General features: G+C 33.1%; 12 protein-coding genes. All 12 read left to right on the top strand.

Annotation, left to right across the window (positions count from 1 at the left end; all coding sequences use genetic code 11):
- The first annotated feature begins 202 nt into the window (after positions 1 to 202).
- The 12 genes from C4S29_RS03420 to C4S29_RS03365 all read left to right on the top strand — a co-directional run bounded on the left by C4S29_RS03420 (position 203) and on the right by C4S29_RS03365 (position 24,382).
- Entirely contained in the window at positions 203 to 3,025 is a 2,823-nt protein-coding gene (locus C4S29_RS03420; RefSeq protein WP_103912713.1) for a DUF5686 family protein, read from the top strand.
- 474 nt (positions 3,026 to 3,499) lie between these two features.
- A complete protein-coding gene (locus tag C4S29_RS03415; protein ID WP_103912712.1) occupies positions 3,500 to 6,634 on the top strand; it encodes a glycoside hydrolase 5 family protein in 3,135 nt (1,044 codons plus the stop codon).
- Between the two features lie 101 nt (positions 6,635 to 6,735).
- Entirely contained in the window at positions 6,736 to 8,142 is a 1,407-nt protein-coding gene (locus C4S29_RS03410; RefSeq protein WP_146063249.1) for an Ig-like domain-containing protein, read from the top strand.
- Positions 8,143 to 8,156: 14 nt separating this feature from the next.
- Positions 8,157 to 8,987 (top strand): glycoside hydrolase family 16 protein, encoded by an 831-nt coding sequence (locus C4S29_RS03405; RefSeq protein ID WP_103912710.1) that lies wholly within the window; start codon positions 8,157 to 8,159, stop codon positions 8,985 to 8,987.
- Positions 8,988 to 9,047: 60 nt separating this feature from the next.
- Positions 9,048 to 12,491, top strand: a complete 3,444-nt coding sequence (locus C4S29_RS03400; RefSeq protein WP_103912709.1) for a hypothetical protein — start codon at positions 9,048 to 9,050, stop codon at positions 12,489 to 12,491.
- A 2-nt stretch (positions 12,492 to 12,493) separates the two neighbouring features.
- Positions 12,494 to 13,999, top strand: coding sequence for a glycoside hydrolase family 30 protein (locus C4S29_RS03395; RefSeq protein WP_317045062.1), 1,506 nt, complete (start codon positions 12,494 to 12,496; stop codon positions 13,997 to 13,999).
- A 7-nt stretch (positions 14,000 to 14,006) separates the two neighbouring features.
- Complete coding sequence (locus tag C4S29_RS03390; RefSeq protein WP_103912707.1) at positions 14,007 to 16,370, top strand: MFS transporter; 2,364 nt, start codon at positions 14,007 to 14,009, stop codon at positions 16,368 to 16,370.
- Positions 16,371 to 16,388: 18 nt separating this feature from the next.
- Entirely contained in the window at positions 16,389 to 17,294 is a 906-nt protein-coding gene (locus C4S29_RS03385) for a glycoside hydrolase family 17 protein (protein WP_103912706.1), read from the top strand.
- Between the two features lie 8 nt (positions 17,295 to 17,302).
- Entirely contained in the window at positions 17,303 to 18,250 is a 948-nt protein-coding gene (locus C4S29_RS03380; protein WP_103912705.1) for a glycosyl hydrolase family 17 protein, read from the top strand.
- On the top strand, positions 18,243 to 19,952 hold the full coding sequence (locus C4S29_RS03375; RefSeq protein WP_103912704.1) for a family 16 glycosylhydrolase: 1,710 nt from the start codon (positions 18,243 to 18,245) through the stop codon (positions 19,950 to 19,952). Before C4S29_RS03380 ends, C4S29_RS03375 begins: the two co-directional genes overlap by 8 nt.
- 193 nt (positions 19,953 to 20,145) lie before the next feature.
- A complete protein-coding gene (locus tag C4S29_RS03370) occupies positions 20,146 to 21,624 on the top strand; it encodes a T9SS type A sorting domain-containing protein (protein WP_103912703.1) in 1,479 nt (492 codons plus the stop codon).
- 70 nt (positions 21,625 to 21,694) lie between these two features.
- Entirely contained in the window at positions 21,695 to 24,382 is a 2,688-nt protein-coding gene (locus C4S29_RS03365; protein WP_103912702.1) for a helix-turn-helix and ligand-binding sensor domain-containing protein, read from the top strand.
- The last annotated feature ends 5 nt before the right edge of the window (positions 24,383 to 24,387 follow it).

Genomic DNA, 24,387 nt, shown 5'->3' with positions numbered 1-24,387 from the left:
AAATATTTTTTTAGCCCAGACTTTACGCCAAAAATTTTCTCATTCTTTAGTGAATATTAAATTTTTATTTTTTGTAATTCCTGTTCAGATAAGTCTTTCTGTCATTTTATTATCTGTTGCTGCTAAAACTGAAAGGCTTAATATTGGGCTTTTAAATCATCTTCCAGTTTAGAAAAACAGTTTTTTATTTTACCTGCTGGCAATGGTTTTTTTAGATCTTTCGAATTTTGTGTACCATTATTTGATGCATAAAATACCAGGTTTGTGGCGATTTCACCAAATTCATCATAGCGATATGGATATGGATATTAGCACTACTTTTCGGGAGCATCCCGGTGAAACTTTTATAAGAGTAGGTTTTTTTACAATTTGTGTTTTCCTTTTGGGCGCTTCACCTTGGATGATTATCGTTTTTCAATTATTTGAAAGTAGTTCTAATCTAATGTCGCATTCAAAATTAAAATTACCAGATAGAATTGACAAATTTGTCTCACTAATCTTTGTGACACCAAACTCTCACAGCATCCATCACCATTACAAATTGCCATATACAGATACTAATTATGGAGATATACTTTCGATCTGGGATCATCTTTTTCATACTGCTTCTAAAATGTGCCAAAAAGAAATTGTTTATGGAATAGACACGCACATGAATCCTGTTTATAATGCAAATATTAAATTATTAATTAAACGTCCTTTTCGATCTAAAAAGAAATCAGCACTTGCGAAAAACGCTGTGAAAAGTAGTTTGATTTTATTGTTTTTAATCAGCGTTCAAGGCTTAAATGCACAAAAAACGTCTTCAAAATTGATAGCAGACTCTACAGTTATTGCGACAGTTCGGTTGTCTGGAAGATCAAGAAAAAGACTTAAAAAAGATCTAAATCCCGCTTTTAAAATTTTAGAAAAAGTTTGGGCGAAAAAGGATGAAAATAAAAACATCAGTAATCCATTTTATGAGTTTGATGAATTTAGCAGCACCGAAATTGGCTTGAATGGAATGAACAAAGATTTCACAAAAGCCGTTTTCAAAAATAAATTCGATTCTATAGCCGCTGAAGATATTTTAACTGGAACAGGCGAAAATTTTGATATTCCTGTAGAACTTTTGCAAACCTTCAAACACCACTTTATTTCGCCAAAATTAAACCAAGAAAAAACACAAATTTTAGGTAAAAAAGATATTGGCGTTCCACAAGATTTAAAGTTATTTGAAAGATTGCAAGTGGCTTTTAAAAACATAAATCCTTACGAAGAAAACATTGTTTTACTGAATAAAAACTTTGTAAGTCCTATTTCCAAAGAAGGTTTCGGAACTTACGATTATGTTTTAAAAGACAGTCTGAAAACGGATAATGAAACCATTTATTCCATCGATTATTTTCCAAGGGAAGGCAGAGAATTGGGATTTAGAGGGAATTTTAAGATATCTTCAATAAATTATGCGTTGGTTTCTATCCAACTAAAAACGCCGCACAATATGAATCTTAATTTTGTAAAAGATTTAGATTTTAGCAAAACTTATGTTTTAGATTCGAACAATAAATACGTTCCAGAAAGCAATAATTACAACGGAATTTTTACCATTTTAAGTAAAAAAAGTGAGAAAGGATTGTTTGTGATAAAAAAAGATTTTTTCAGCAACTATACTTTTAATGAACCAAAAAAATTGTCGTTTTATAATGTTTTAGAAGAAGATAAAACTTCAACTTCAAACCAAGATGTTATTGCAGAAAATGCCGATGCAGATACAAACAGAATGCGAAAATTGGTAGAATTCACGAGCAATAGCAAAAAAATATCTAGCATTACAAATGCACTTTACACTTTTTCCGAAGGCTATTTTAATGCTTTTAAAAATATTCAGTTGGGAAATATTTACAGCACAGTCGCGACGAATGATGTACAAGGATTTAATTTCAGGCTTGGTTTTAGAACTTATCAAACTTTAAATGATCGCTTTAGAATTCAAGGTTTTACCACGTATGGTTTTAAAAATCATACGGTTAGTTTTGGTTTGGAAGGTAGATATTTATTACTTAAAAAAAGACGTTTAATTGTAGATGTCGGTTATACAGATGATTTTCAACAAGCGGGTTTAACGACATTTGTAGATGACCATATTTTGCCAGATGCACAGAATGAATCAAAAGCCATTTTCTCTCGAGGCAAAAATTATTATTTATCAAAGATTAATAAAACAAGCGCAAAAATTTCAATGGAACCTTATAGAAACTTTGAAATTGGAGCAGTAGCAAATTTCAGTACTATAAAAAGTGCCGCGCCAGATTTATTTTCTCTGGCTTTTTTTAACCCCGAAACTGGGAAATCTGAAACTAAAACCACAGATTTTAACACCACTATATTCATAAATTATACACCAAAAAGAGAAGTTTTTGGGACAGGTGTTGATAGAAATTTGGGCATAAAATTGCATCCAACACTTTCAATTAATTATATCAGAGGTTTTAGTGATTTTAGTGAATCGCAATTCAAATATCAAAAATTGAATATTTTATACAATTATCCCATTTTTTTAGGAAAATTTGGCGTTGTAGATCCTACAATTATTGCTGGGAAAACCTTCAATCCTGTTCCTTTATCTTTAGCAAGCGGTGTTTCTGCGAACCAAACTTATTTCTACGCGCCAAATACTTTTGCTTTGCTTAATTATTATCAATTCGTAGCAGACCAGTTTTTTCAGTTTAATGTAGATCATCATTTTAATGGATTTATTTTTAATCACATCCCACTTTTAAACAAAACAAAAATAAGATCAGTAGCTCTTTTTCGAAGTTATATAGGCGATGTTTCTGCGGGAACAATTGCTTTAAACCGTTCTAGCATTAAGTATAATGTGCCTTCTAAGCCTTATATAGAATATGGTTTTGGCTTAGAAAATATTGGTTTCGGTAATATTCGTCCTTTGCGTGTAGATTTTATTTGGAATAATATTAATAAAAATAATCTCGCAAATTCCCCAAAATTTGGTATTCGCTTTGGCTTTAAAACCACGTTTTAATTTTCATTTAGTTTTAAAATAAGCGTAAATTGTTTTTCCTCAAACTATTTATTGTATACATGCTTTGCGCGATTGGTCGAAAAATTTTTTGTTTAACAAATTTTTAAATCTTTAAAAATTACTTTTTAAAAAAGCTGTTTTATTACAATTTCTATAGTCTTTTTTTACAATTATTATAGTCTTTTTTTGAGACAACAATTTAATATTTAGTTAATAATTTCTTAATTTACTGTAGTTTTTGGGTATTTTTTTCAACATTAAATCTTATATTTTTTAGCGTATTTTCTTAAGATTTCATCGCATTAAAGAGGATTGTAAGTTATTAAAGGTTTAATTGTGAAGGAGTTGTGTTTTATAAATTGCTGTATATATAATGTATATACTACCAAGTCCCAACTTTAATATACATTTAGAAAAATAAAATTTCAGTAACTGAAAATTAGATTTAATAACCCTAAAAACTTTTTATAATAGATGAAAAAATATGTATATTTTCTATTCTTAATTATCGTTTCGTCGCATTTTTATTCTCAAGCGAATGCGATAAGTTTGACTAAGGACAACGACGGAAACCATTTGATGGTTGATCAACAAAAATTTATAATTAATGGTATGAATTGGGATTATTATCCAATTGGAACCAATTTCTCTTACAGCCTTTGGAAGCAATCTGACGATATTGTTAAAAGAGCTTTGGATAATGAAATGGCTTTGTTGAATAATATGGGTGTGAATACCATAAGGGTTTACACAGGCATTCCACCAAAATGGATTAAATATATTTATGAAAATTATGGCATTTACACAGTTGTAAATTATAGTTTTGGTAGATATGGTTTGACGGTTGACGGAGGCTGGGCACCAAATACAGATTACTCTGACCCACGCGTAAAAAAGATTCTTTTGAAAGAAACAGAAGATATGGCGAAGGAGTACAAAGATACGCCAGGACTATTAATGTATCTTTTAGGAAATGAAAACAATTATGGTTTATTTTGGGAAGGCGCAGAGACTGAAGATGTGCCAATGGAAGATAGAAAATCTACTATAAAAGCCAAATTTCTATATGAAATGTTTAATGAAGGTACTTTAGCCCTGAAAAGTATTGATAAAGATCATCCTGTGGCAATCTGTAACGGTGATTTGCTGTTTTTGGATATGATTGCAAAAGAATGTCCAGATATCGATGTTTTAGGAGTAAATATTTACCGTGGCAGCTCTTTCGGAGATGCTTTTCAAAAGGTGAAAAAAGTACTTGATAAACCAGTTATGTTTACTGAATTTGGTGCAGATGCTTTTAATGAAATTGAACAACGAGAAAATCAAAAGGACCAAGCAGATTATTTAATTAGTAACTGGAAAGAAATTTACGAAAATGCGGCTGGTTTTGGAAAAGCGGGAAACGCTTTGGGCGGTTTCACTTTTCAGTTTAGTGATGGTTGGTGGAAATCTGGTCAAACAGTAGATTTGGACGTTCACAATACAGATGCATCTTGGAGTAACGGTGGTTATATAAAAGATTATGTGAAAGGTGAAAACAATATGAATGAAGAGTGGTTTGGGATTTGTGCGAAAGGACCGGCTGATGCCAATGGCTTATATCAATTATATCCTCGAGCGGCTTACTATGCATTGAAAGATATTCATCATTTAAAATTATTTTCTGGCAATGAATCTTTGTCAAAATTAGATGATCAATTTAAAAATATAAATTCTACAGAGGCAGGTTTACAAGCACGTGGCGATAAGGCTGCATTAGAAGCCAATTCTTCAAAATTAATTCGTTTAAGCCGATTAACTGCAGAATTTAATACATACAACACAGGTGGAAGTTTGATTACAACACCCACTCAAGCAGATCCAGACAAAACTACATATCCGAATAGATTGGGCTTTGATCACATGGAATCAATTTATGTAGGAGTAGAGGCAAACCCAGCACCTAATATGCGAGCAAATGTGGAATTTAACGTTGTTGGCAACGTTGCCCAAAACCCGATTGATGAAATTTTTTATGAAAACCGCGCAAGACCAGTGAAAGTAAAAACGGTTGATGGTACTACAACTTTGCAATCTGAAAATCGCTTGGCCTTATACAGAGCAAGTTATAGTTGGAATGCAAAAGATTTTAATTTAACGGGCTTTTACCGAACTGGCCATTACCATTGGGAATATGAAGGCGATTTCTTTGGTCTTTATCCCGAAGCCAATTATGGACCAAACATCGATATTTATAATGGCGCAGCGCCAATTGGGTTTGAATTTACTGGTAAAAAATCACTGGATGGTTTAAAAGTCGCTTTTGGCCCACAACTTTGGTGGGGCGCAAATCCGGCAGTTTTGGTAAAATATTCTAAAATGCTCGGGAAATATAGATTAACGGGAATTTACCACGAAGATTTAGATAAACAACAATCAACCACGTCTTCGTACGCCATTCCACAACCTAAAACCAGAAGAGTCACTTTGGCTGTTGATAGAACTTTTGGAAAATTCAAAGTAGATTTAGGTGGTATTTGGGCTGGTCAGCCTTTAAATGGAAGAACATTTCAAGTTGTGAGAGGCGATGCCGGTAATTATTCTATATTTCAAGATCAGATTAAATCTAAAGATAATTTCGGTGGAAAAATTAAATTAACCTATACTGGTGGAAAATTTAATTGGTATGCGCAAAGTGCTGTGATGGGATTAGTTGCGTTTGGTGGTGCAGATTATACTCAAACTTTTACAGGATGGCATCTTAAAGATAGCGGAAGTGGTAATCAATATAATTTCCTTTCGGGATTTGCTTATAATATTGGAAACTTTCAAATCGCACCAAACTTTTTATGGCAAAAACCAATTGAAGGGCCAATACCAGCAGATGTTCCAAACCCAGGAAGACCAAGAAATATTTTAGACGATCCATTTAGCGTTCGTGTAAATCGACAAATGACAGCGGGAGAATTACTTTTAACTTATGATCCTACACCAGCAACTTGGATGTACCAATGGGATAATGACCGTACAGAGGATGCGCCTTTTGCTTTTAATGTTGGCTTTATTTACAGACATATGCCAACTACCCAAGATGCGGCAATCGGTATTTTTCCTGATGGTAGAACTACTTTTGCTTTTCCAGGAGGTGCTCCAGCAGCAGACCTTTGGGAAGTAAATGGTAAAATTATCTCTAAATTAAATTCAGATTTTGGATTGATATCTAATTTCTACGGTGGAAGCGCACAAGCAAATGGTAGCGATACACGTAAAATTATGCGCTACGGAATGGATCTAAGAACGATTTACAAAAAAGTAAAATTAGTTGCTGGAGCAAAATTTAATGACTGGGGACCTTATGATTATCACCGAGATTTTAATTTAACCTTTCCATTGCAATTGGTTTTAGATCTTTCTACAACAATCGGGAAACCAGATTGGTTCATACTTCCTGGTACTCAGATTGGGATAAGAGGAACTTATAGAACCTTAAACCAATATTCACCAAGATATAACCCAACTTCTGCAATTAATGCTGCGGGCGTTTTTCTACCAGATCCTACGGCAATAGGCTTTCCTAACGGAAACGAGTGGGAGATTAGAACTTATATTCAAATAAATATCGGTAAGTAATTAATTATAAAAGTATATAAAATCGCTAAAAGCAAGTTTGCTAAAAACACTCATTCAGTTAGGCGATTTCCTATGACCGTTGAAACAATAAATAAATTCTTATGAAATCACAATTTAATATATACAAATTCACCAAAGTTTTACTGTCATGTTCGGCCATTTTAATGATCGGATCTTGCCAACGAGATTTAAATGAATTGCAACAAGCTACAAATCCAGTCAATGGAGACGTTTTCATAGATGGGTTTAGCCCTGGTTTGCAATATGCCGCTTTCGGAGGTTCAGTCCCTGACGCTTTCGATACAGACAAAAATACAACCTACAACAATTCTGCACAATCGATGAAATTTGCAGTTCCAGATGTAAATGATCCAAATGGTTCTTACGCAGGTGGCGCTTTTTTTACAAGTACTCCAAGAGATTTATCTAGTTTCAATACTTTAAGTTTTTGGATAAAAGCAACGCAGCCTGCAAATATTGATGTAATCGGTTTTGGGACAGATTTAGGTGAAAACAAATACCAAGCGTCTTTAAGTGCATTGCCTGTGAATACCAATTGGAAAAAAGTGTACATCCCAATTCCAGATGCTTCGAAATTGAAAGCTGCAAAAGGCATGTTTTACTTGTCTGAAGGTCCAGAAAATAATAGAGGTTATACTTTTTGGATTGATGATGTAAAATTTGAAAACGTTGGAACTATTGGTAATGCGCAAGCCTCAATTTTTAAAGGAGAAGATAAAGTGATTAACTCTTTCACAGGTGTTAACAATAATGTTGATGATATTGCTGCTATTTTTAATTTGCCAAATGGTATTAACCAAACTGTAAATGTTTCACCGTATTATTTTACATATAATTCTTCAGATCCTACTGTTGCCACGGTTAATGACAAAGGTGTAGTTACAACCGTCGGCGCCGGAACATCAAAAATAACCGCTAGCCTAGGCAATAGTTTAGCAAAAGGCAGTCTTACAATAAATTGTGTTGGTGCCTATTTAGCAGCACCAGTTCCTACACAAGACGCTTCGAAAGTAATTTCAATTTTTAGTGACCAATACACAAATGTTCCAGTTGATTACTATAATGGATATTATGCACCATATCAAACAACGCAATCTGCAGATTTTACTGTGAATAATGATCATGTTTTAAATTATACCAACTTTAACTTTGTGGGAATTCAGTTTAGTAAACCAACAATTAATGCTTCATCAATGACCAATTTCCACATGGATATTTACATGCCTCAATCGTTACCATCAGGTGCCAGTTTTTCAGTACAGTTAATAGATTGGGGTGCCGATGGCGCTTATGGTGGCGGAGACGATACTTCATCCACAAAAACTTATTCAGCACCATTTCTTGCTGGTCAGAAATGGGTAAGTATCGATATCCCATTTTCTTCACTTAGTGGTTTGGCAAGTAGAAAACATTTAGGTCAAATCATATTATCTGGAGCAAATATTAGTAATTTCTATACAGATAATGTTTATCTCTATAACAATTAATTCTTTACAAAAAAATGAAACAATCAATTTTATATAAAGTCAGTTCTTTTTTAGCTTTATCAATAGGTCTTTTAACGGTAAATTCTTGCCAAAGAGACGCTGTGCAAGATTTACAAAACCATAATTGGAAATTGGTTTGGAATGATGAATTTAATGGTAACGCAGGAAGCGCACCCGATGCAAAAAACTGGAGTTTCGACATTGGCACTGGCAATTCAGGGTGGGGGAATCAAGAATTAGAAACTTACACTAGTAGGCCAGAAAATGTATCTCTTGATGGAGATGGAAATCTTGTTATCACCGCTAAAAGTGAAGCCTATAATGGAAGCCAGTTTACTTCTGGTCGAATTAAAACCAAAGGCCTTTTTGCCACTACTTATGGTAAAATTGAAGCCAGAATAAAAACACCTTACGGTCCTGGTATTTGGCCAGCATTCTGGATGCTTGGCGCAGACGAAGATACAAACACTTGGCCAAATTGCGGTGAAATAGATATTATGGAATTGCGGGGGCAACAACCAAACGTCATAAATGGAACAGTACATGGCCCAGGTTATTCTGGCGGAGCAGCCATTACAAAACAATATGGCTTGCAGAATGATAGATTTGACAAAGCGTTTCACAATTTTTCAGTAGAATGGTCGCCCAATCAAATTAATTTCTTTGTAGATAATTTCCTCTATCAAAGCATTACACCAGACAAAGTAACCGGAAAATGGGTTTTTGATCACGATTTCTTCATTATTTTAAACCTTGCCGTGGGTGGTAATTATGTAGGTTACCCATCTTCGCTTACGCCTTTTCCACAAACTATGACCGTAGATTACGTACGTGTTTACAAATAAAAGTTAATTCGAAATTTATAATCATCTTTCATACAAATCCCCTTTTTTTCTTAAAATCAAATGATAGAATCTTCAACTAAAACCCATCAAGACTCTAAAACAATTTCAATGGTAGAAATGTCGCAAATTAAAATTAATAATGAAGTTTTTTTTAAAATTTCTAATGTTAATCATATGCGTCCATTTTTTATGAGCATTGTAAGCGATTCCAACCATTGGATGTTTATTTCTAGCAATGGCGCATTAAGTGCTGGAAGAAAAAATAGCGAATTTGCACTTTTCCCTTATTATACTGATGATAAAATTACAGAGTCAGCCGAAAATACTGGCACAAAAACCATTATTAAAGTTTATAATAATGATGGATTTGTAATTTGGGAACCCTTTTCAATCCGAAATCAGTTACAAAATGTAACCAGAAATATTTATAAAAGCATCTACGGAAATTCAATTATTTTTGAAGAAATTAATGAAGATTTAGGTTTAATTTTCAAATACAAATGGAGTAATTCTAACATTTACGGTTTTGTTAAGGAAACGGAACTTAAAAATATTTCTGATACGGAATTTAAAGTAAGTATTTGTGATGGTTTGCAAAATATTTTACCAGCAGGCGTTGGAAGCGATTTGCAAAATAGCACCAGTAATTTAGTTGATGCTTACAAAAGAAGCGAATTAGATACAAATTCCAATATCGGGATTTTTGCTTTAAGCGCAACAATCGTAGATAAAGCCGAACCAAATGAATCTTTGACTGCAAATATTGCCTGGTCCATTGGTTTCGAAAATCCGAAAATTTTACTTTCTTCTACACAACTTCAAAATTTTAGAGAAAATAAAAATATAGTTGAAGAAGTAGATTCTAAAGGTGAAAAAGGCGCCTATTTTCTTGTTGATGATTTTAAATTATCTTCAAACGAAACTAGAAAATGGGATATTATTGCCAATGTTAATCAAAATGTTTCCAACATTGTAAACCTTTCTGATAAAATTAAAAACACTGAAAATTTTAGTGAAAAAATTTCCGCAGATATAAAATTAGGAATAGAAAATCTTTTAAAATTAATTAATGCTGCGGACGGAATTCAGCACACCGCCGATTTGCGAGATGATGCAAGATATTATTCCAACACGCTTTTTAACATTATGCGTGGCGGTATTTTTGACGACCAATACAATATAGAAAAACAAGATTTTCTTTCGTCACTTCAAAAAAGAAATACCAAAATCTACGATGCCTATTTCGAAAAATTAAATCTCTTACCCGATATTTTTACAAAATTTCAACTTGCAGATTTAGTTGATGAAATTGATAATTCTGATTTAAAAAGAATTTCAACAGAATATTTACCATTAAAATTTAGCCGCCGTCATGGTGATCCGTCGCGCCCGTGGAACAAGTTTTCCATTGAAACCAGAAGCGAAAAAGATGGTTCTAAAATTTTAAATTACGAAGGAAACTGGCGCGATATTTTCCAAAATTGGGAAGCATTAGCACACGCATTTCCAGAATGGCAAAATTCTATGCTTTTTAGATTTTTAAATGCATCCACTTTTGAAGGTTATAACCCTTATAGAATTACTAAAAATGGCTTCGATTGGGAAACAATTGAACCTGATGATCCGTGGTCGTACATCGGTTATTGGGGCGATCACCAAATCATTTATTTACTTAAATTTTTAGAATTTTCAGAAAATTATAATCCGGATTATTTAGAAAATTTATTCCTTGAGAAATCATTTGTTTACGCCAATGTGCCGTATAGAATAAAAAAATATTCAGATATTTTAAAAAATCCAAAATCGACTATAGATTTTGAGCAAGATGAAGAATTAGAAATTCATAAGAATAAAGCGATTTTAGGTGAAGACGCCACATTGAAATTCAATCAAAAAAATGAACTTCACCACGTTACTTTTTTAGAAAAAATACTTGCAACAACTTTAAGTAAACTTTCAAATTTTATCCCAGAAGGTGGTATTTGGATGAATACGCAACGCCCAGAATGGAATGATGCGAATAATGCTCTCGTTGGAAATGGCATTTCTATGGTAACGCTCTATTATTTAAGTAGATTTCTCAATTTTTTTGAAACTATTTTAGAAAAAACAGAGGAAAAAGAAGTAGAAATTTCCGAAGAATTGGCGGTGTTTTTCCACCGTTTAAATCAAATTTTTGAAGACCACAAAATCTTACTTCAAAATAAATTTTCTGATGAAGCGCGCAAAACAATTATGGATGCACTCGGAAATGCCGGAAGCGACTACCGCGAACAAATTTATAACGAATCTTTCAGCGGAAATTATCAAAGCATCAAAACTTCAGAAATTTTAGAATTTATGACGATTGCTTTGGCGTTTTTAGATCAATCCATCAAAGCAAATAAAAAAGAAAACGGACTTTATCATGCTTATAATCTTATTTCTTATGATGAAAATTCTGCTTCGATTTCTTATTTGAATGATATGTTGGAAGGTCAAGTTGCAGTTTTAAGTTCAGGTTTTTTAACTGCAGATGAAGTTTTAAATGTTTTAAAAGCAATGCGGAAAAGCGATTTGTATAGAGTAGATCAAAACAGTTATTTGCTTTATCCAAACCATCAATTAAAAGGTTTTTTAACTAAAAATAATATCCCAGAAAATGAAGTTTTAAAATCTGGAATCTTAAAAAATCATTTGCAAAACGGAAATGTAAGTTTAGTAGAAAAAGACTCTGAAAACAATTACCATTTTAATAGTCAATTTAAAAATGCAGATGATCTAAAAACGGAATTAGATGCATTAAATATTGATGAAGAAGAGCAAGCAAAAATTTTAAATATTTACGAAAACGTCTTTCACCACAAGGAATTTACGGGTAGATCGGGCACTTTTTTCGCTTATGAAGGTTTGGGTTCTATTTACTGGCACATGGTTTCAAAATTACTTTTGGCTGTGCAAGAAGTTGTGATAAAAGCAAGAAATGAAGGCGTTTCAGAAGATATTCTTAATCAATTAATCGATTATTACGAAGACATAAAAGAAGGAATTGGCGCACACAAATCACCAGAAAATTATGGCGCTTTCCCCACAGATCCTTACTCTCATACACCGCTTCACAAAGGCGCACAACAACCCGGAATGACTGGGCAAGTGAAAGAAGATTTGCTTTCTAGATGGGGCGAATTGGGAATTGTGGTAGAAAATGGCAGCCTGAAATTTGATCCATTTTTATTGAAAGAATCTAATTTTTTAGCAAAAGAAGATAAAATTGAAATCACTGATGTTAAAAATAATGAGGTAAGTATTGAATTACCGGCAAATTCAATTGGTTTTACAATTTGTCAAATTCCTGTGATTTACCAAATTTCTTCTGAAAATTTTATTAAAATTAAATATCACAACCAACAAGAAGAATACAATTCAGTTCTTAGTTTGAATGAAAAAATAAGTTCAAAAATCTGGGAAAGAACAGGTGAAATTGAAAAAATAAGTGTTGGCATTTTAGCAAAACAATTGCACTAAAAGTGAAAAATTTAGGAAATAAAATAGTATTAATTTTTAGCCTGCTCTGCCTTATGCAAAGTTGTACTTCTCAGCATTCTATTTTAAAAGTTGAAGTTTATGAAACTTCGGCGGAAGGTCATCAATTAGAAAAATTAAATCTTTCGGACGCCAAAAATGATGGTGAAAATGTTTCTGCCATTATTTTAAATCCAAATAAAACTTTTCAAAAAATATTGGGATTTGGAGGTGCTTTCACAGAAAGTAGCGCTTATTTATACAGCAAACTAGGGCAAGCAAATAAAGATAAAATCATAAGCGCTTATTTCGGTGAAGATGGTGCAAAATATTCTTTAACCCGCACTGTGATTGCTTCTACAGATTTTGCATTAGGTCATTATTCTTATGTATCAGATCCGGAAGATTTAGATTTAAAAACTTTTAGCATTTCACACGATTTGGAATATTTAATTCCGATGATAAAAGATGCGCAAAAAACGTCGAAAAATAATTTTAAAATTATTGCTTCACCGTGGACGGCGCCACCTTTTATGAAAGACAATAACAGTTGGATTGATGGAAAACTTTTACCAAAATACAATAAAACTTGGGCCTTATTTTTTGAAAAATATTTAGCAGAATATCAGAAAAAAGATATTAATATTTGGGGTTTAACGGTAGAAAACGAACCCAACGGAAATGGTGGAAACTGGGAAAGTATGCGTTTTAGACCGAAAGAAATGACGGATTTTGTTCAAAATTATCTTGGTCCGCAATTAGAAAATTCGCCGTTTAAAAATGTTAAAATTTTAGGTTACGACCAAAATAGAGCAGATTTATTGAAGTGGACGAAAGAAATGTACCGAAGCAAAGAATCTTCTAAATATTTTGCTGGTGCTGCAATCCATTGGTATGATAGCACTTACGATTATTTCCCGCAAATTTTAGATGAAGCACACGCTCAAAATCCAGATAAATTAATTATTCAAACGGAAGCCTGTGTAGATGCAGATGTGCCGCATTGGGAAGATGATGCTTGGTATTGGAACAAAGAAGCAACAGATTGGGGATTTGATTGGGCAAGCAAAGAAGATAAATATTTACACCCAAAATATGTTCCTGTTTATCGCTATGCGCGAGACATTATTGGTTGCTTAAATCATTCTGTAAGCGGCTGGATTGATTGGAATATGATTTTAGATAAACAAGGCGGCCCGAATTGGTTTAAAAACTGGTGTGTTGCGCCCGTAATTGTAGATCCGGAAAAAGACCAAGTTTATTTCACGCCGATTTATTATGTGATGGCACAATTTAGCAAATTTATTGAGCCGAACGCCGTACGAATTGATTTAAAAAATGACAACGAGAAACTAATGACAACAGCCGTAAAAAATCCAAATGGGGATTTAGTTGTGGTTATTTTTAATCCTTCAGAAGAAGTTCAAAAAGGAAAAATAGTTTTAGGAAAAAAAGTGGCAAATTATGAAATTTCAAAAAAGGCAATACAAACAATAATCATCAAAAACTAAATAACTAATGGATCAAACAGTAACAAAATCGACAGGCAAAGTTCCTTTCGGGCAGAAAGTAGCCTTTGGATTGGGAATGTTGGCAAATCAAATGTTTCCCGCAGCACTTGGTATTTTTATGGTGGTTTTGATAGAAAATTTAAAAATTCCTACCTTGATGTATGGATTGCTATTTTTCCTACCTCGTATTTTAGATGCTTTTATTGATCCAATTATGGGATTTATTTCAGATAATACCCGCTCAAAATGGGGGAGAAGAAGACAATACGTTTTCATTGGCTCTATTATTATGGGGATTTCTTTTGTGATTATGTGGCAATTGCATAGAGAAGATTCTGTAAATTTTATTTTTTATTATTTTCTATTTTGGTCCACCGTTTTTTATTTAGGACTATCTATTTTTAGCGTTCCTTTTGTGGCGATGGGCTATGAAATGAGTGATGATTTTCATGAGAGAACGAGTATTATGGCCATCTCACAATTTATCGGGCAATGGGCTTGGATTATTGCACCTTGGTTTTGGGTAATTATGTATGATCCTTCTTGGTTTCCAAATGCGGATACCGCTACCAGAACTTTAGCCGTAATTGTTGGTCTTTCTTGTATGGTTTTGGCGATGATTCCTGCTGTTTTTATTAAAAGTAAATCAACCATTGATGAAGAAAGTTTTTCGCCTTTAAATGTGAAAACAATTGGTAGCAGTTTAACTGAAATTTTTGAAAGTTTTAAAGAAGCCTTTAAAAATAAACCATTTACAAAATTATGCATCTCTACTTTTTTAATATTTAATGCCTTTAACACAGTTGCTGGTTTCACATTTTTTATTGTGGTATATTATCTTTTTAAAGGAGACGCCGCAGCAGCAGGAATTTGGCCAACTCTTTTTGGATGTTTAGGCGCTGTTGCAACAACATTCGTAGTGATCCCAATTGTTTCTTGGATGTCTAAAAAAATGGAAAAAAAGAGAGCCTTTTTGGTTTGCCAAGGCATTTCTATTTTCGGTTACATCTTACTTTGGTTTTTATTCGTCCCTGGAAAACCTTATATGTTCATATTTGCATTGCCGTTTTTTTCCTTCGGAATTGGTAGTTTATTTACCCTAATGATGTCTATGACAGCTGATGTTTGTGATTTAGATGAATTAACTTCAGGAAAAAGAAGAGAAGGTATTTTTGGTGCTATTTATTGGTGGATGGTGAAATTTGGTTTTGCAATTGCGGGTTTGCTAACTGGCGTGATAATGTCTCTGGTGGGTTTTGATCCAAGTTTACCCGTGCAGACTGAAGATGCCGTTACAGGTTTAAGACTATTCTTTTCCGGTGTACCAATTGCAGGAACATTAATAGCAATGGTTGTAATGTGGAATTATAATTTGACGGAAGCAAAAGCCAGAGAAATTCAAAAAGAATTAGCGGCACGCAAAGCACCTGTAAAAAAACAATCTTATTCTGCACTTTCTGGCAAATTATTGTCATTAACTAAGAATGCGACCTTAATCAATTCTAAATTTGGTTTAGATTTAAGTTCAGTACAAGAAAATGTAATTCAAAATAAATATTCTGAAATCTTAGAAAAAGGTTTACATGGTTTATGTTTCAGTCCATATTTGAAAGGTCAACAAATTGGTGATACTTTATCACAAAATCAAATCCGTAGAAGATTAGATATTATTGCGCCACATACAAAATGGGTAAGATCTTTTTCTTGCACAGAAGGAAATGAACTCATCCCAGAAATTGCAAATAAAAAAGGATTAAAAACTTTGGTTGGCGCTTGGATAAGTGAGGATAAAGTAAAAAATGAGCAAGAAATTCAGTCGCTAATAAACCTTGCAAAAGCAGGATTGGTAGATATTGCAGCTGTAGGGAATGAAGTGTTGCACCGTGAAGAATTATCAGAACAAGAACTTATAGGCTATATAAAAAGAGTACGCGAGGCTTTACCAGATTCAATTCCTGTGGGATATGTAGATGCTTATTATCAATTTTTAGATAAACCAAATTTGGTTGAAGCATGTGATCTTATCTTAGCCAATTGTTATCCATTTTGGGAAGGTGCAGAAAATGAAAATGCTTTAGCCTATTTAGATGGAATGGTCAATTTAACGAGAGAAGTTGCGAAAGGTAAAAAAATAATAATCACAGAAACCGGCTGGCCAAGTAAAGGAGAAAACGTCGGAAATGCCAAACCTTCAGAATTTAACGCCATGAAATATTTTATTTCAGCGCAAGAATATTCTAAAAATCAAGATTTAGATTTATTCTACTTTTCATCTTTTGATGAATCTTGGAAAGAAAAACAAGAAGGTGAAGTTGGTGCTAAATGGGGCATTTGGGACGAAAGTGAAACTTTGAAATTCGGAAAAAAATAAACATTAAAACTATTTGAAATGTCATTTAGAATAAGCCAATATTTAAACTACAACGATAAAAGTAGTAAAACAGAGGATTCTTTTTTTAAAGATAAATCTGAAGAAGAACTTAAGCATTTGTTTACAGATATTCTTCACAACGGTGTTCATGGCTTATGTTTTAGCCTTTATGAAGCCCATCAAAAACCAGGAGATATCATCACGGAAGAACAAATCCGTCGCAGAATTGAAATAATAAAGCCATACACAAAATGGGTGCGTTCTTTTTCTTGCATAGAAGGCAACGAATTAATACCAAAAATTGCAAAAGAGTATGGTTTAAAAACATTGGTTGGCGCGTGGCTTGGTAATGAAAAAGACAAAAATCAGGAAGAAATGGATGCTTTAATCCAACTTTATAATGACGGTTTTGTGGATATTGCATCGGTTGGAAATGAGGTTTTATACAGAGAAGATTTAACAGAGGATGAACTTTTGGAGAATATTCAATATGTGAAAGACGCCATTCCAAATTGCTCAGTAGGCTACGTTGATGCTTATTATGAATTTGTGATGCGGCCAAAAATCACTGAAATATGTGATGTGATTTTATGTAATTGCTATCCATTTTGGGAAGGAACGCCGGGCGAATTTTCTTTAAATCATCTAAAAGATATGTTTCAGCAATGCAAAAATGTAGCGGGAAATAAGAAGGTCATTATTTCAGAAACTGGCTGGCCAACTGCGGGCGAAACTATTGGCGGTTCTGTTCCTTCGCTTTTACAAAGCGAAAAATATTTTATAGGAAGCCAACTTTGGGGCGCCGATGAAAATGTAGAAATCTTCTATTTTTCTACTTTTGATGAGGCTTGGAAAGTCGGTCCGGAAGGCGAAGTTGGGGCACATTGGGGAATTTGGGATGAAAATGAAAAATTAAAATTTTAAAAATAAGAATGACAATCTTCGAAAAATATAAATTAAAACCGGCAAATGCAATTTGCTATTCTGGCTTTCGTGCGGGGCAACAGCCTGGCGGAAAATATCCGACTTATGAAGAAATTAGGGAAGATTTGCTTTTGTTGCAACATGATTTTAAATATTTAAGAATTTATGATGTTGATTTGCATGCGGAAATACTTCTGGAAGTCATAAGTAAAGAAAATTTTAATTTTAAAATAATGCTTGGCGCTTACATTGAAGCCGAAATGAACAATGAAAATTGTCCGTGGGAAATGCCTTATTTATCTAAAGAAGTTTTAGAAGAAAACAAGCGAAAAAACGAAAGTAAAATTCAAAAACTTATTGTCTTAGCGAATAAATATCCGCAAATAATAAACTTTTTATCCGTTGGAAATGAGGCCTGCGTAAGTTGGACGGATCATTTGGTTTCCGTAGAAAGTGTTATTAATTACACTAAATTAGTTAAAAATAATGCGCAGCAACCTGTTACTTTTTGCGAAAATTATTTGCCTTGGCTTAATGAATTAGAGCCTTTGGTGGAAATTGTAGATTTTATATCAATTCATACCTATCCACTTTGGGAAAATATTAGAATTGAAGATGCTTTAAATTTTACCATTCAAAATTATAATGTAGTAAAAAATAAATATCCGCATAAAAATATTGTGATAACAGAAGCAGGATGGGCAACAGCCGCAAATGGAAGAGGTTTCCCCGCTCATAATGCTAATGAAAATGCGCAACAAGATTATTTCAATGCCTTAATTAATTGGTGTAAAGAAGAAAACATTCTGTGTTATTATTTTGAAGCTTTTGACGAACAGTGGAAAGGCTCAGCTGATCCTTTAGAACCAGAAAAACATTGGGGTTTATTTAAAGAAAATAGAAAGCCCAAAAAAGTAATGTTCAGTAATGAAAATTCAAAATTAAGTTATGTTTAAATCTCTATTTTATAGATTATTTTCAATATTTATTTTTTTCCAAATCACGGCGAAAGCACAAGTGGATGTGGTTTATCACGACTTAGTTTGGTCGGATGAATTTAGCACAGACGGCGCTGTAGATGCAGCCAAATGGTTTCATCAAACACAACTTCCAACTTCTACAGGTTGGTATAATGGTGAATTACAACATTACACAGATTTGCAAGAAAACAGCAATATAACAGGTGGGATTTTAAATTTAGTTGCGAAAAGACAAACTTTTACAGACCAAGGTGTGACTAAAGATTTTACATCTGCAAGACTCAATTCTAAATTTTCATTCAAATATGGCAGAGTTGATATCCGTGCAAAAGTGCCAATTGACCAAGGAACTTGGCCGGCGCTTTGGCTACTCGGAAAAAATGTAAGCGAACCTGGAGGCTATTTTAATAATGATTTTGGCACCACACCTTGGCCAGGTTGCGGGGAAATTGATATGATGGAATATGGCATTTTTAGCGGAAAGCCTGCAAACTTCATTCAAAGTACTTTGCACACTCCATCATCTTTTGGAAATTCTGTGAACCATGGAAGTACCATTGCAAGTAGTGATATACAATCTAATTACCATATTTATTCTATGAATTGGTCGCCCAACCAAATTTCTTTTTTACTGGATGGGGTTGTTTATTACACCTATAATCCTTCCGTGAAAAATGCAGATACTTGGCCTTTTGATAAAGAACAATATATCCTACTAAATATAGCTTTGGGTGGTGTTGCGGGTGCAGTTCCTGCTGGTTTTTCACAAACTTCCATGCAAATAGACTATGTAAGAGTCTATCAAAATACAACGCCAGATACCGAAGCGCCAACTTTGTTTACGGCTAAAACGGGCAGTATTGGTAATAATTCCATAGAACTTTTATTAAATGCAAAAGACAATTATGGCACTCTAAATTATAAGGTTTCTTATAATGGTAATGAAATTACCACAACTGGTGCATCTGGAACTGATAAATCGGTTGTAATTAATAATTTGGCGCCAGATACAATCTATAATTTCACCGTCACAGCGGCTGATAGTGCTGGAAATTATGCTGCAAACAGCCCGATAAATTTAAGTGCCAAAACAACAAATACAGTAAGTAATAATTGTAGTGGGACTAGTAGCGAAGCAAGCCAAGGCAGTTTTAGCACAGGATACGACTATAAATTTGAAACTACAGGAACCGACGTAAAATTTACTTTTAAACTTTTAGATACCGATAAAACTGGCGTTATAGCATATTTGTGGAAACAAAGTCCTTTCGAAGAAACACCAATGACGGCTTTGGGAAATAATACTTTTACACAAACAATTACGGGGCAAACATTAAATTCTACCATTAATTATGCGGTGAAATTTGCTTTTGCAGGCGGATTATCAGTAACCAAATACTATTCTTATGTGGTGGGAAGTAATTGCGCTTTAAATACTTCGGAAATCTCAAATGAGAAAGTGAAAATTTATCCAAATCCTGTAAAGAATATTTTAAATATTAATCTGCCAGAAGCAAAAAATACAATTTCGCTAATAGATGAAAGCGGTAAAATAATTTTAACCAAAAATTGCGGAAAAAACACTATATTAAACTTATCAAAATATCCGGCTGGTGTTTATTATCTTTTAGTGAAAAATGCAAATAAAACGGAAACCATTAAAGTATTAAAGAAGTAAATAAAATAAATAAAAAAATAAAGTGTACTAATAAAAACATCTATACATCTTCTATACATTAGCATATTTTAACGTATTTTTAGATAATATAGTAGCCCCAAATAAGTACATTTACTAAAAGCAAAATTCTAGAATGAAAGTCATTTCTTGAATTATATTCAACAAATTATATTAATTAAATTTTTTTAAAAAAATGAAAACAAAATTTTTATCCCTTTTAATTGCTCTATTTGCCTATACATTAGGCTTTGCGCAAGAACTTGTTACCAATGGTGACTTTGAAAACGGTACCACCGGCTGGAGCGGAAATGCCTTAAATGTAATAGATGATGGATCTGGAAACCATGTAAATGCAGCAGATGTTGCGGCTGCGGGTCCTGCTTATAATGTTAACATTAGTAATGTTCTTACAATTACAAATGGTACGTCTTATGTCTTTTCTTTTGATGCTTATTCAGATAGAAATAGAACTATCGTTGCAGGTTTTGGTGAGAATCATGGGCCTTATAACTCAACTACTGTGACACCTACTTTAACAACTACTAAAAAAAGATACACATATGTATTAACAGCAAACGGATATGGCGACGCAAACTGTAGAGTTCTTTTTGATATGGGAGCTGAAGTAGGATATGTAGCTATTGATAACGTTAGTTTGCAAGTAGTTTCTTCATCTAATGATGGTACTTTAAGCGATTTAAAAGTAGATGGAACAACAATCCCGGGTTTTAGTTCTTCTACTTATTCTTATTCAGTAGATTTACCGCAAGGAACAACAACAGTACCGACAGTTACTGCAACTCCTACACAAGCAGGTGCAAATGCTGTAGTGACACCTGCAGCGTCTGTTCCAGGTACTACTACAGTTGAAGTTACCGCAGCAGATGGTGTTACTAAATTAACTTACAATGTAAGTTTTGCAGTTGCAGGGCCTACAGGTCCAGCGCCAACTCCTACTGTTGCTGCACCAAATGTAGCATCTCTATATAGTGATACTTATTCACCAGCTACAACGGCAGATTGGAACCCAGTATGGGATTCTGATAACGTAATAGATCTAATGATTTCTGGAAATAACACAAGAAAAATAACAGGAGGTGGCTTTTTAGGAATTGATTTTAGCGGTAGTACTCATTTGAATCTTACCAACGCTACCAAGATGCACATGGATGTTTGGGTAGATGCCTTAAATGACGGCTGGGTTTTTAATCCTAAAGTAGTTGATTTTGGTGGTGGTGCAGCTGAAGCTTCTTCTGTGATATATAGTATTAACGCTGGAACTACTCCAACTTTAGTTCCAGGCCAATGGAATTCTTTGGATATTACTTTAACGGGCACTAGAAGCGATATTGCTCAAGTTGTAATCACATCTAACATCCCTACATTTTACGTGGATAATTTTTACTTCTACAATCCTACTTCTGCTCTAGGAACAAGTGAAGTTTCAGCAAAAAATAATTTAAAAATTTATCCAAACCCAGTAGCTGCAAATTCTAGTTTCAATATTACAGGTAATGTGAAAACCGTGAAAGTGTTTAGCATGAATGGGCAACTGGTAAAAACTGCAAAAGCACAAAATGTAAATACTCAAGGTTTATCTAAAGGTGTTTATATCGTAGAAGCAGTGCAAGAAGATGGCACTGTAAAACGTACAAAATTAATGGTGAAATAATTAATTTTTCAATTTTAATGAAGCTGTTTGATTATTTCAAACAGCTTTATTTTTTTTATTATCTTACGGTGTGAAAAAATCGATTATATTATTTTTAAGTTGCTGCAATTTTCTTTTATTTGGGCAAAATATTGAAGTAAAAGGGGTTCCGAAAATTGAAAATTTTGCACCTGTACAGTACAAAAACGCGGGCAAAATTTGGGATATAAATTCCGCTAAAAATGGAATTTTATACTTTGCGGCAGACCAAGGGTTAGCAGAATTCGACGGTAAAAATTGGCAACTCTACAAAGGCAGCAAAGGTTTCACCCGCTCACTTTTGGTGGCAAATGATTCACTCATCTACACTGGTTCTGATGTAGATTTTGGCGTTTGGAAAAGAGATGCCTACAAAAAATTCAAATACCAATCGCTTTATCCTAAAAAAACCAAAACTGCAAAAGAATATGAAGAGTTTTGGGGTGTTTACAAAAATGCGAATACACTTCTTTTTGTCTCACACGAGAATATTTATAGTTTAAAAAATAATAAATTACAACTTATACCAGCACCTACAAAATTTTATAAAAGTTTTGAAAGTAACCATAAACTCTATTTTGCTGACGAAAAAAACGGACTTTATACTTTAGAAAATAATCAATTAAAGCTAATTTTTTCTTATCCTGAAAATATAAATTTACAAATTATTGGTCTCTATCAAATTCAAAATAAAATGTTCATCGTTACGCAAAACAAAGGACTTTTAATTTTTGAGAATAATAAATTATCAACTCTAAAAAATTCGCTATCAGAACGTTTAAAAAACGAACAAGTCTTTAGCTTTAAAGTTTTAGATAATGCGTATTTGGCTATTGGTACAATTTTAAATGGTCTTTATATTACAGATATAGAAGGCCAAATCATACATCAAATTAATAAAAAGAAAGGCTTAATCAATAATACGATTCTTAGTCTTCATGAAGATAATTTAGGTAATTTATGGTGCGGGATGGATTATGGCTTGTCCAAAATTTTTATGCGAGATCCCATCACTTATTTTTTTGATTATACTGGTAATTTTGGCTCGGCAACAAGTGCGATTTTATGGCAAAATAAATTCTATCTCGGGACGAACCAGGGGCTTTATGTAACCGATTGGGAAAATCTCAATAATTCGCAACCTTTAAACCAATTCAAATTGATTGCTGGCTCACAAGGGCAGGTCTGGAGTTTGAAGAACATCGAAAATGAAATGCTAATGGGTCACGATGAAGGCTTGTTTAAAATTTCTGGGGAAAATTTACAGAAATTAGATGACCATCGTGGCGCTTGGACGATGAAGTTGTTTAATAACGACAACCTTCTAACAGGCAATTATAATGGTATTTCAGTTTTTAAAAAAATAAATAATAATTGGAAATTTCAAAAAAAATTAGAAGGTATTGGCGGTTCTTGCAACCAATTGGTTCTTCAAAATACAAATACGCTTTGGGTAAATGTTCCCAATTATGGCATCATAAAAGCCAACTTAGATGCTCATCTAAATACCTCAAATATAAAAACATTTTTTTCTGATTTTTTTAATGGTAATAATCTCGTTCTATTTTTACAAGGCAATAAAATACATGTTAAAAGTGATAGCCGTGAATATATTTTTAATGAAAATTTACAAAAATTCACTTCTAAAGCAACCGCACTAAATACCAAAAATGCAAACGAATTACTGAATCCGTTTAAGTTACCAATTTTAATTTCAAAAGATTATCTTTTTTATCCGATAGATAATGGTTTTGCTTTAGAGAATATTAATCAAAAAAAGGGAGTTCAAAATTATAACCCTACTGTTTTTCGCGCTTTAGAAATATTTAATAATTCTGAAACCAAAACAGCTATTTTAAACCAAAAAATACCATATAATTTTAATAATGTTCGTTTGGTTTTCACTGTTCCACAAGCAGAAAATACCGTTTATCAATATAAATTTGGCAACGATAAAAAATGGAGTTTGTGGACTGCAAACAACCGTTTTGAGTTTTTAAATTTAAGAGAAGGCCACTATGATTTTTATGTGCGTGCAAAAATAAATGATCATATTAACCCTGAAAAAAAGGTGAGTTTCACTATTTCTCCACCTTTTTATAGAGCGTGGTATGCTTATGTATTTTATGCATTTTTATTAGTTTTAGTCTATTATCTTTTTCGAAGACAAGAAAAAAAAATATTAGAAAAACAAAAAAAAGCCTTGCTCAAAAGACAGCAAAAAAAGTTAGAAAAACAGTCTGAAAAATTTCAAAAAGAAAAAATTATTGCAGAGCAAAATCAATTAGAAAAAGAGAAACTTCAACTTCAGAAGTTGGTAAAAGATAAAACCATCGAACTCGCCATTAAAGCAAAAGAAGATGAAGACAAAATGCGCTTATTGGAAAATGTGAAAGAAAAGATTGTGGATGCACAAAAAAATCCAGCGCAAAATAATTTACGATTAAAAGAAATCAAAAAACTCCTAGATTCTTATATTAACGTGGAAGACCACACTTTTGAAATACAAATGGATGAACTGCATCAAAGTTTTTTTAAAAATTTGCAGATGGCTCATCCTGTTCTTTCAATTTATGATTTACGGTTATGTGCCTATTTAAGAACGGGTCTAAATACGCAAGAAATTGCAGAGATTCTAAACGTATTGCCTTCCAGTTTATATGTAAAACGATCTAGACTTCGTAAAAAATTAGAACTCGGGCCAGATGAGGATTTGTATGCTTTTCTAAACAAATTTTAGATTTA

It is taken from the genome of Halpernia humi, assembly GCF_900108025.1.
Lineage (GTDB): Bacteria > Bacteroidota > Bacteroidia > Flavobacteriales > Weeksellaceae > Halpernia > Halpernia humi.
The sequence above is the reverse complement of the archived record's forward strand: the minus strand, read 5'-3'. Positions and strand labels throughout refer to the sequence as shown.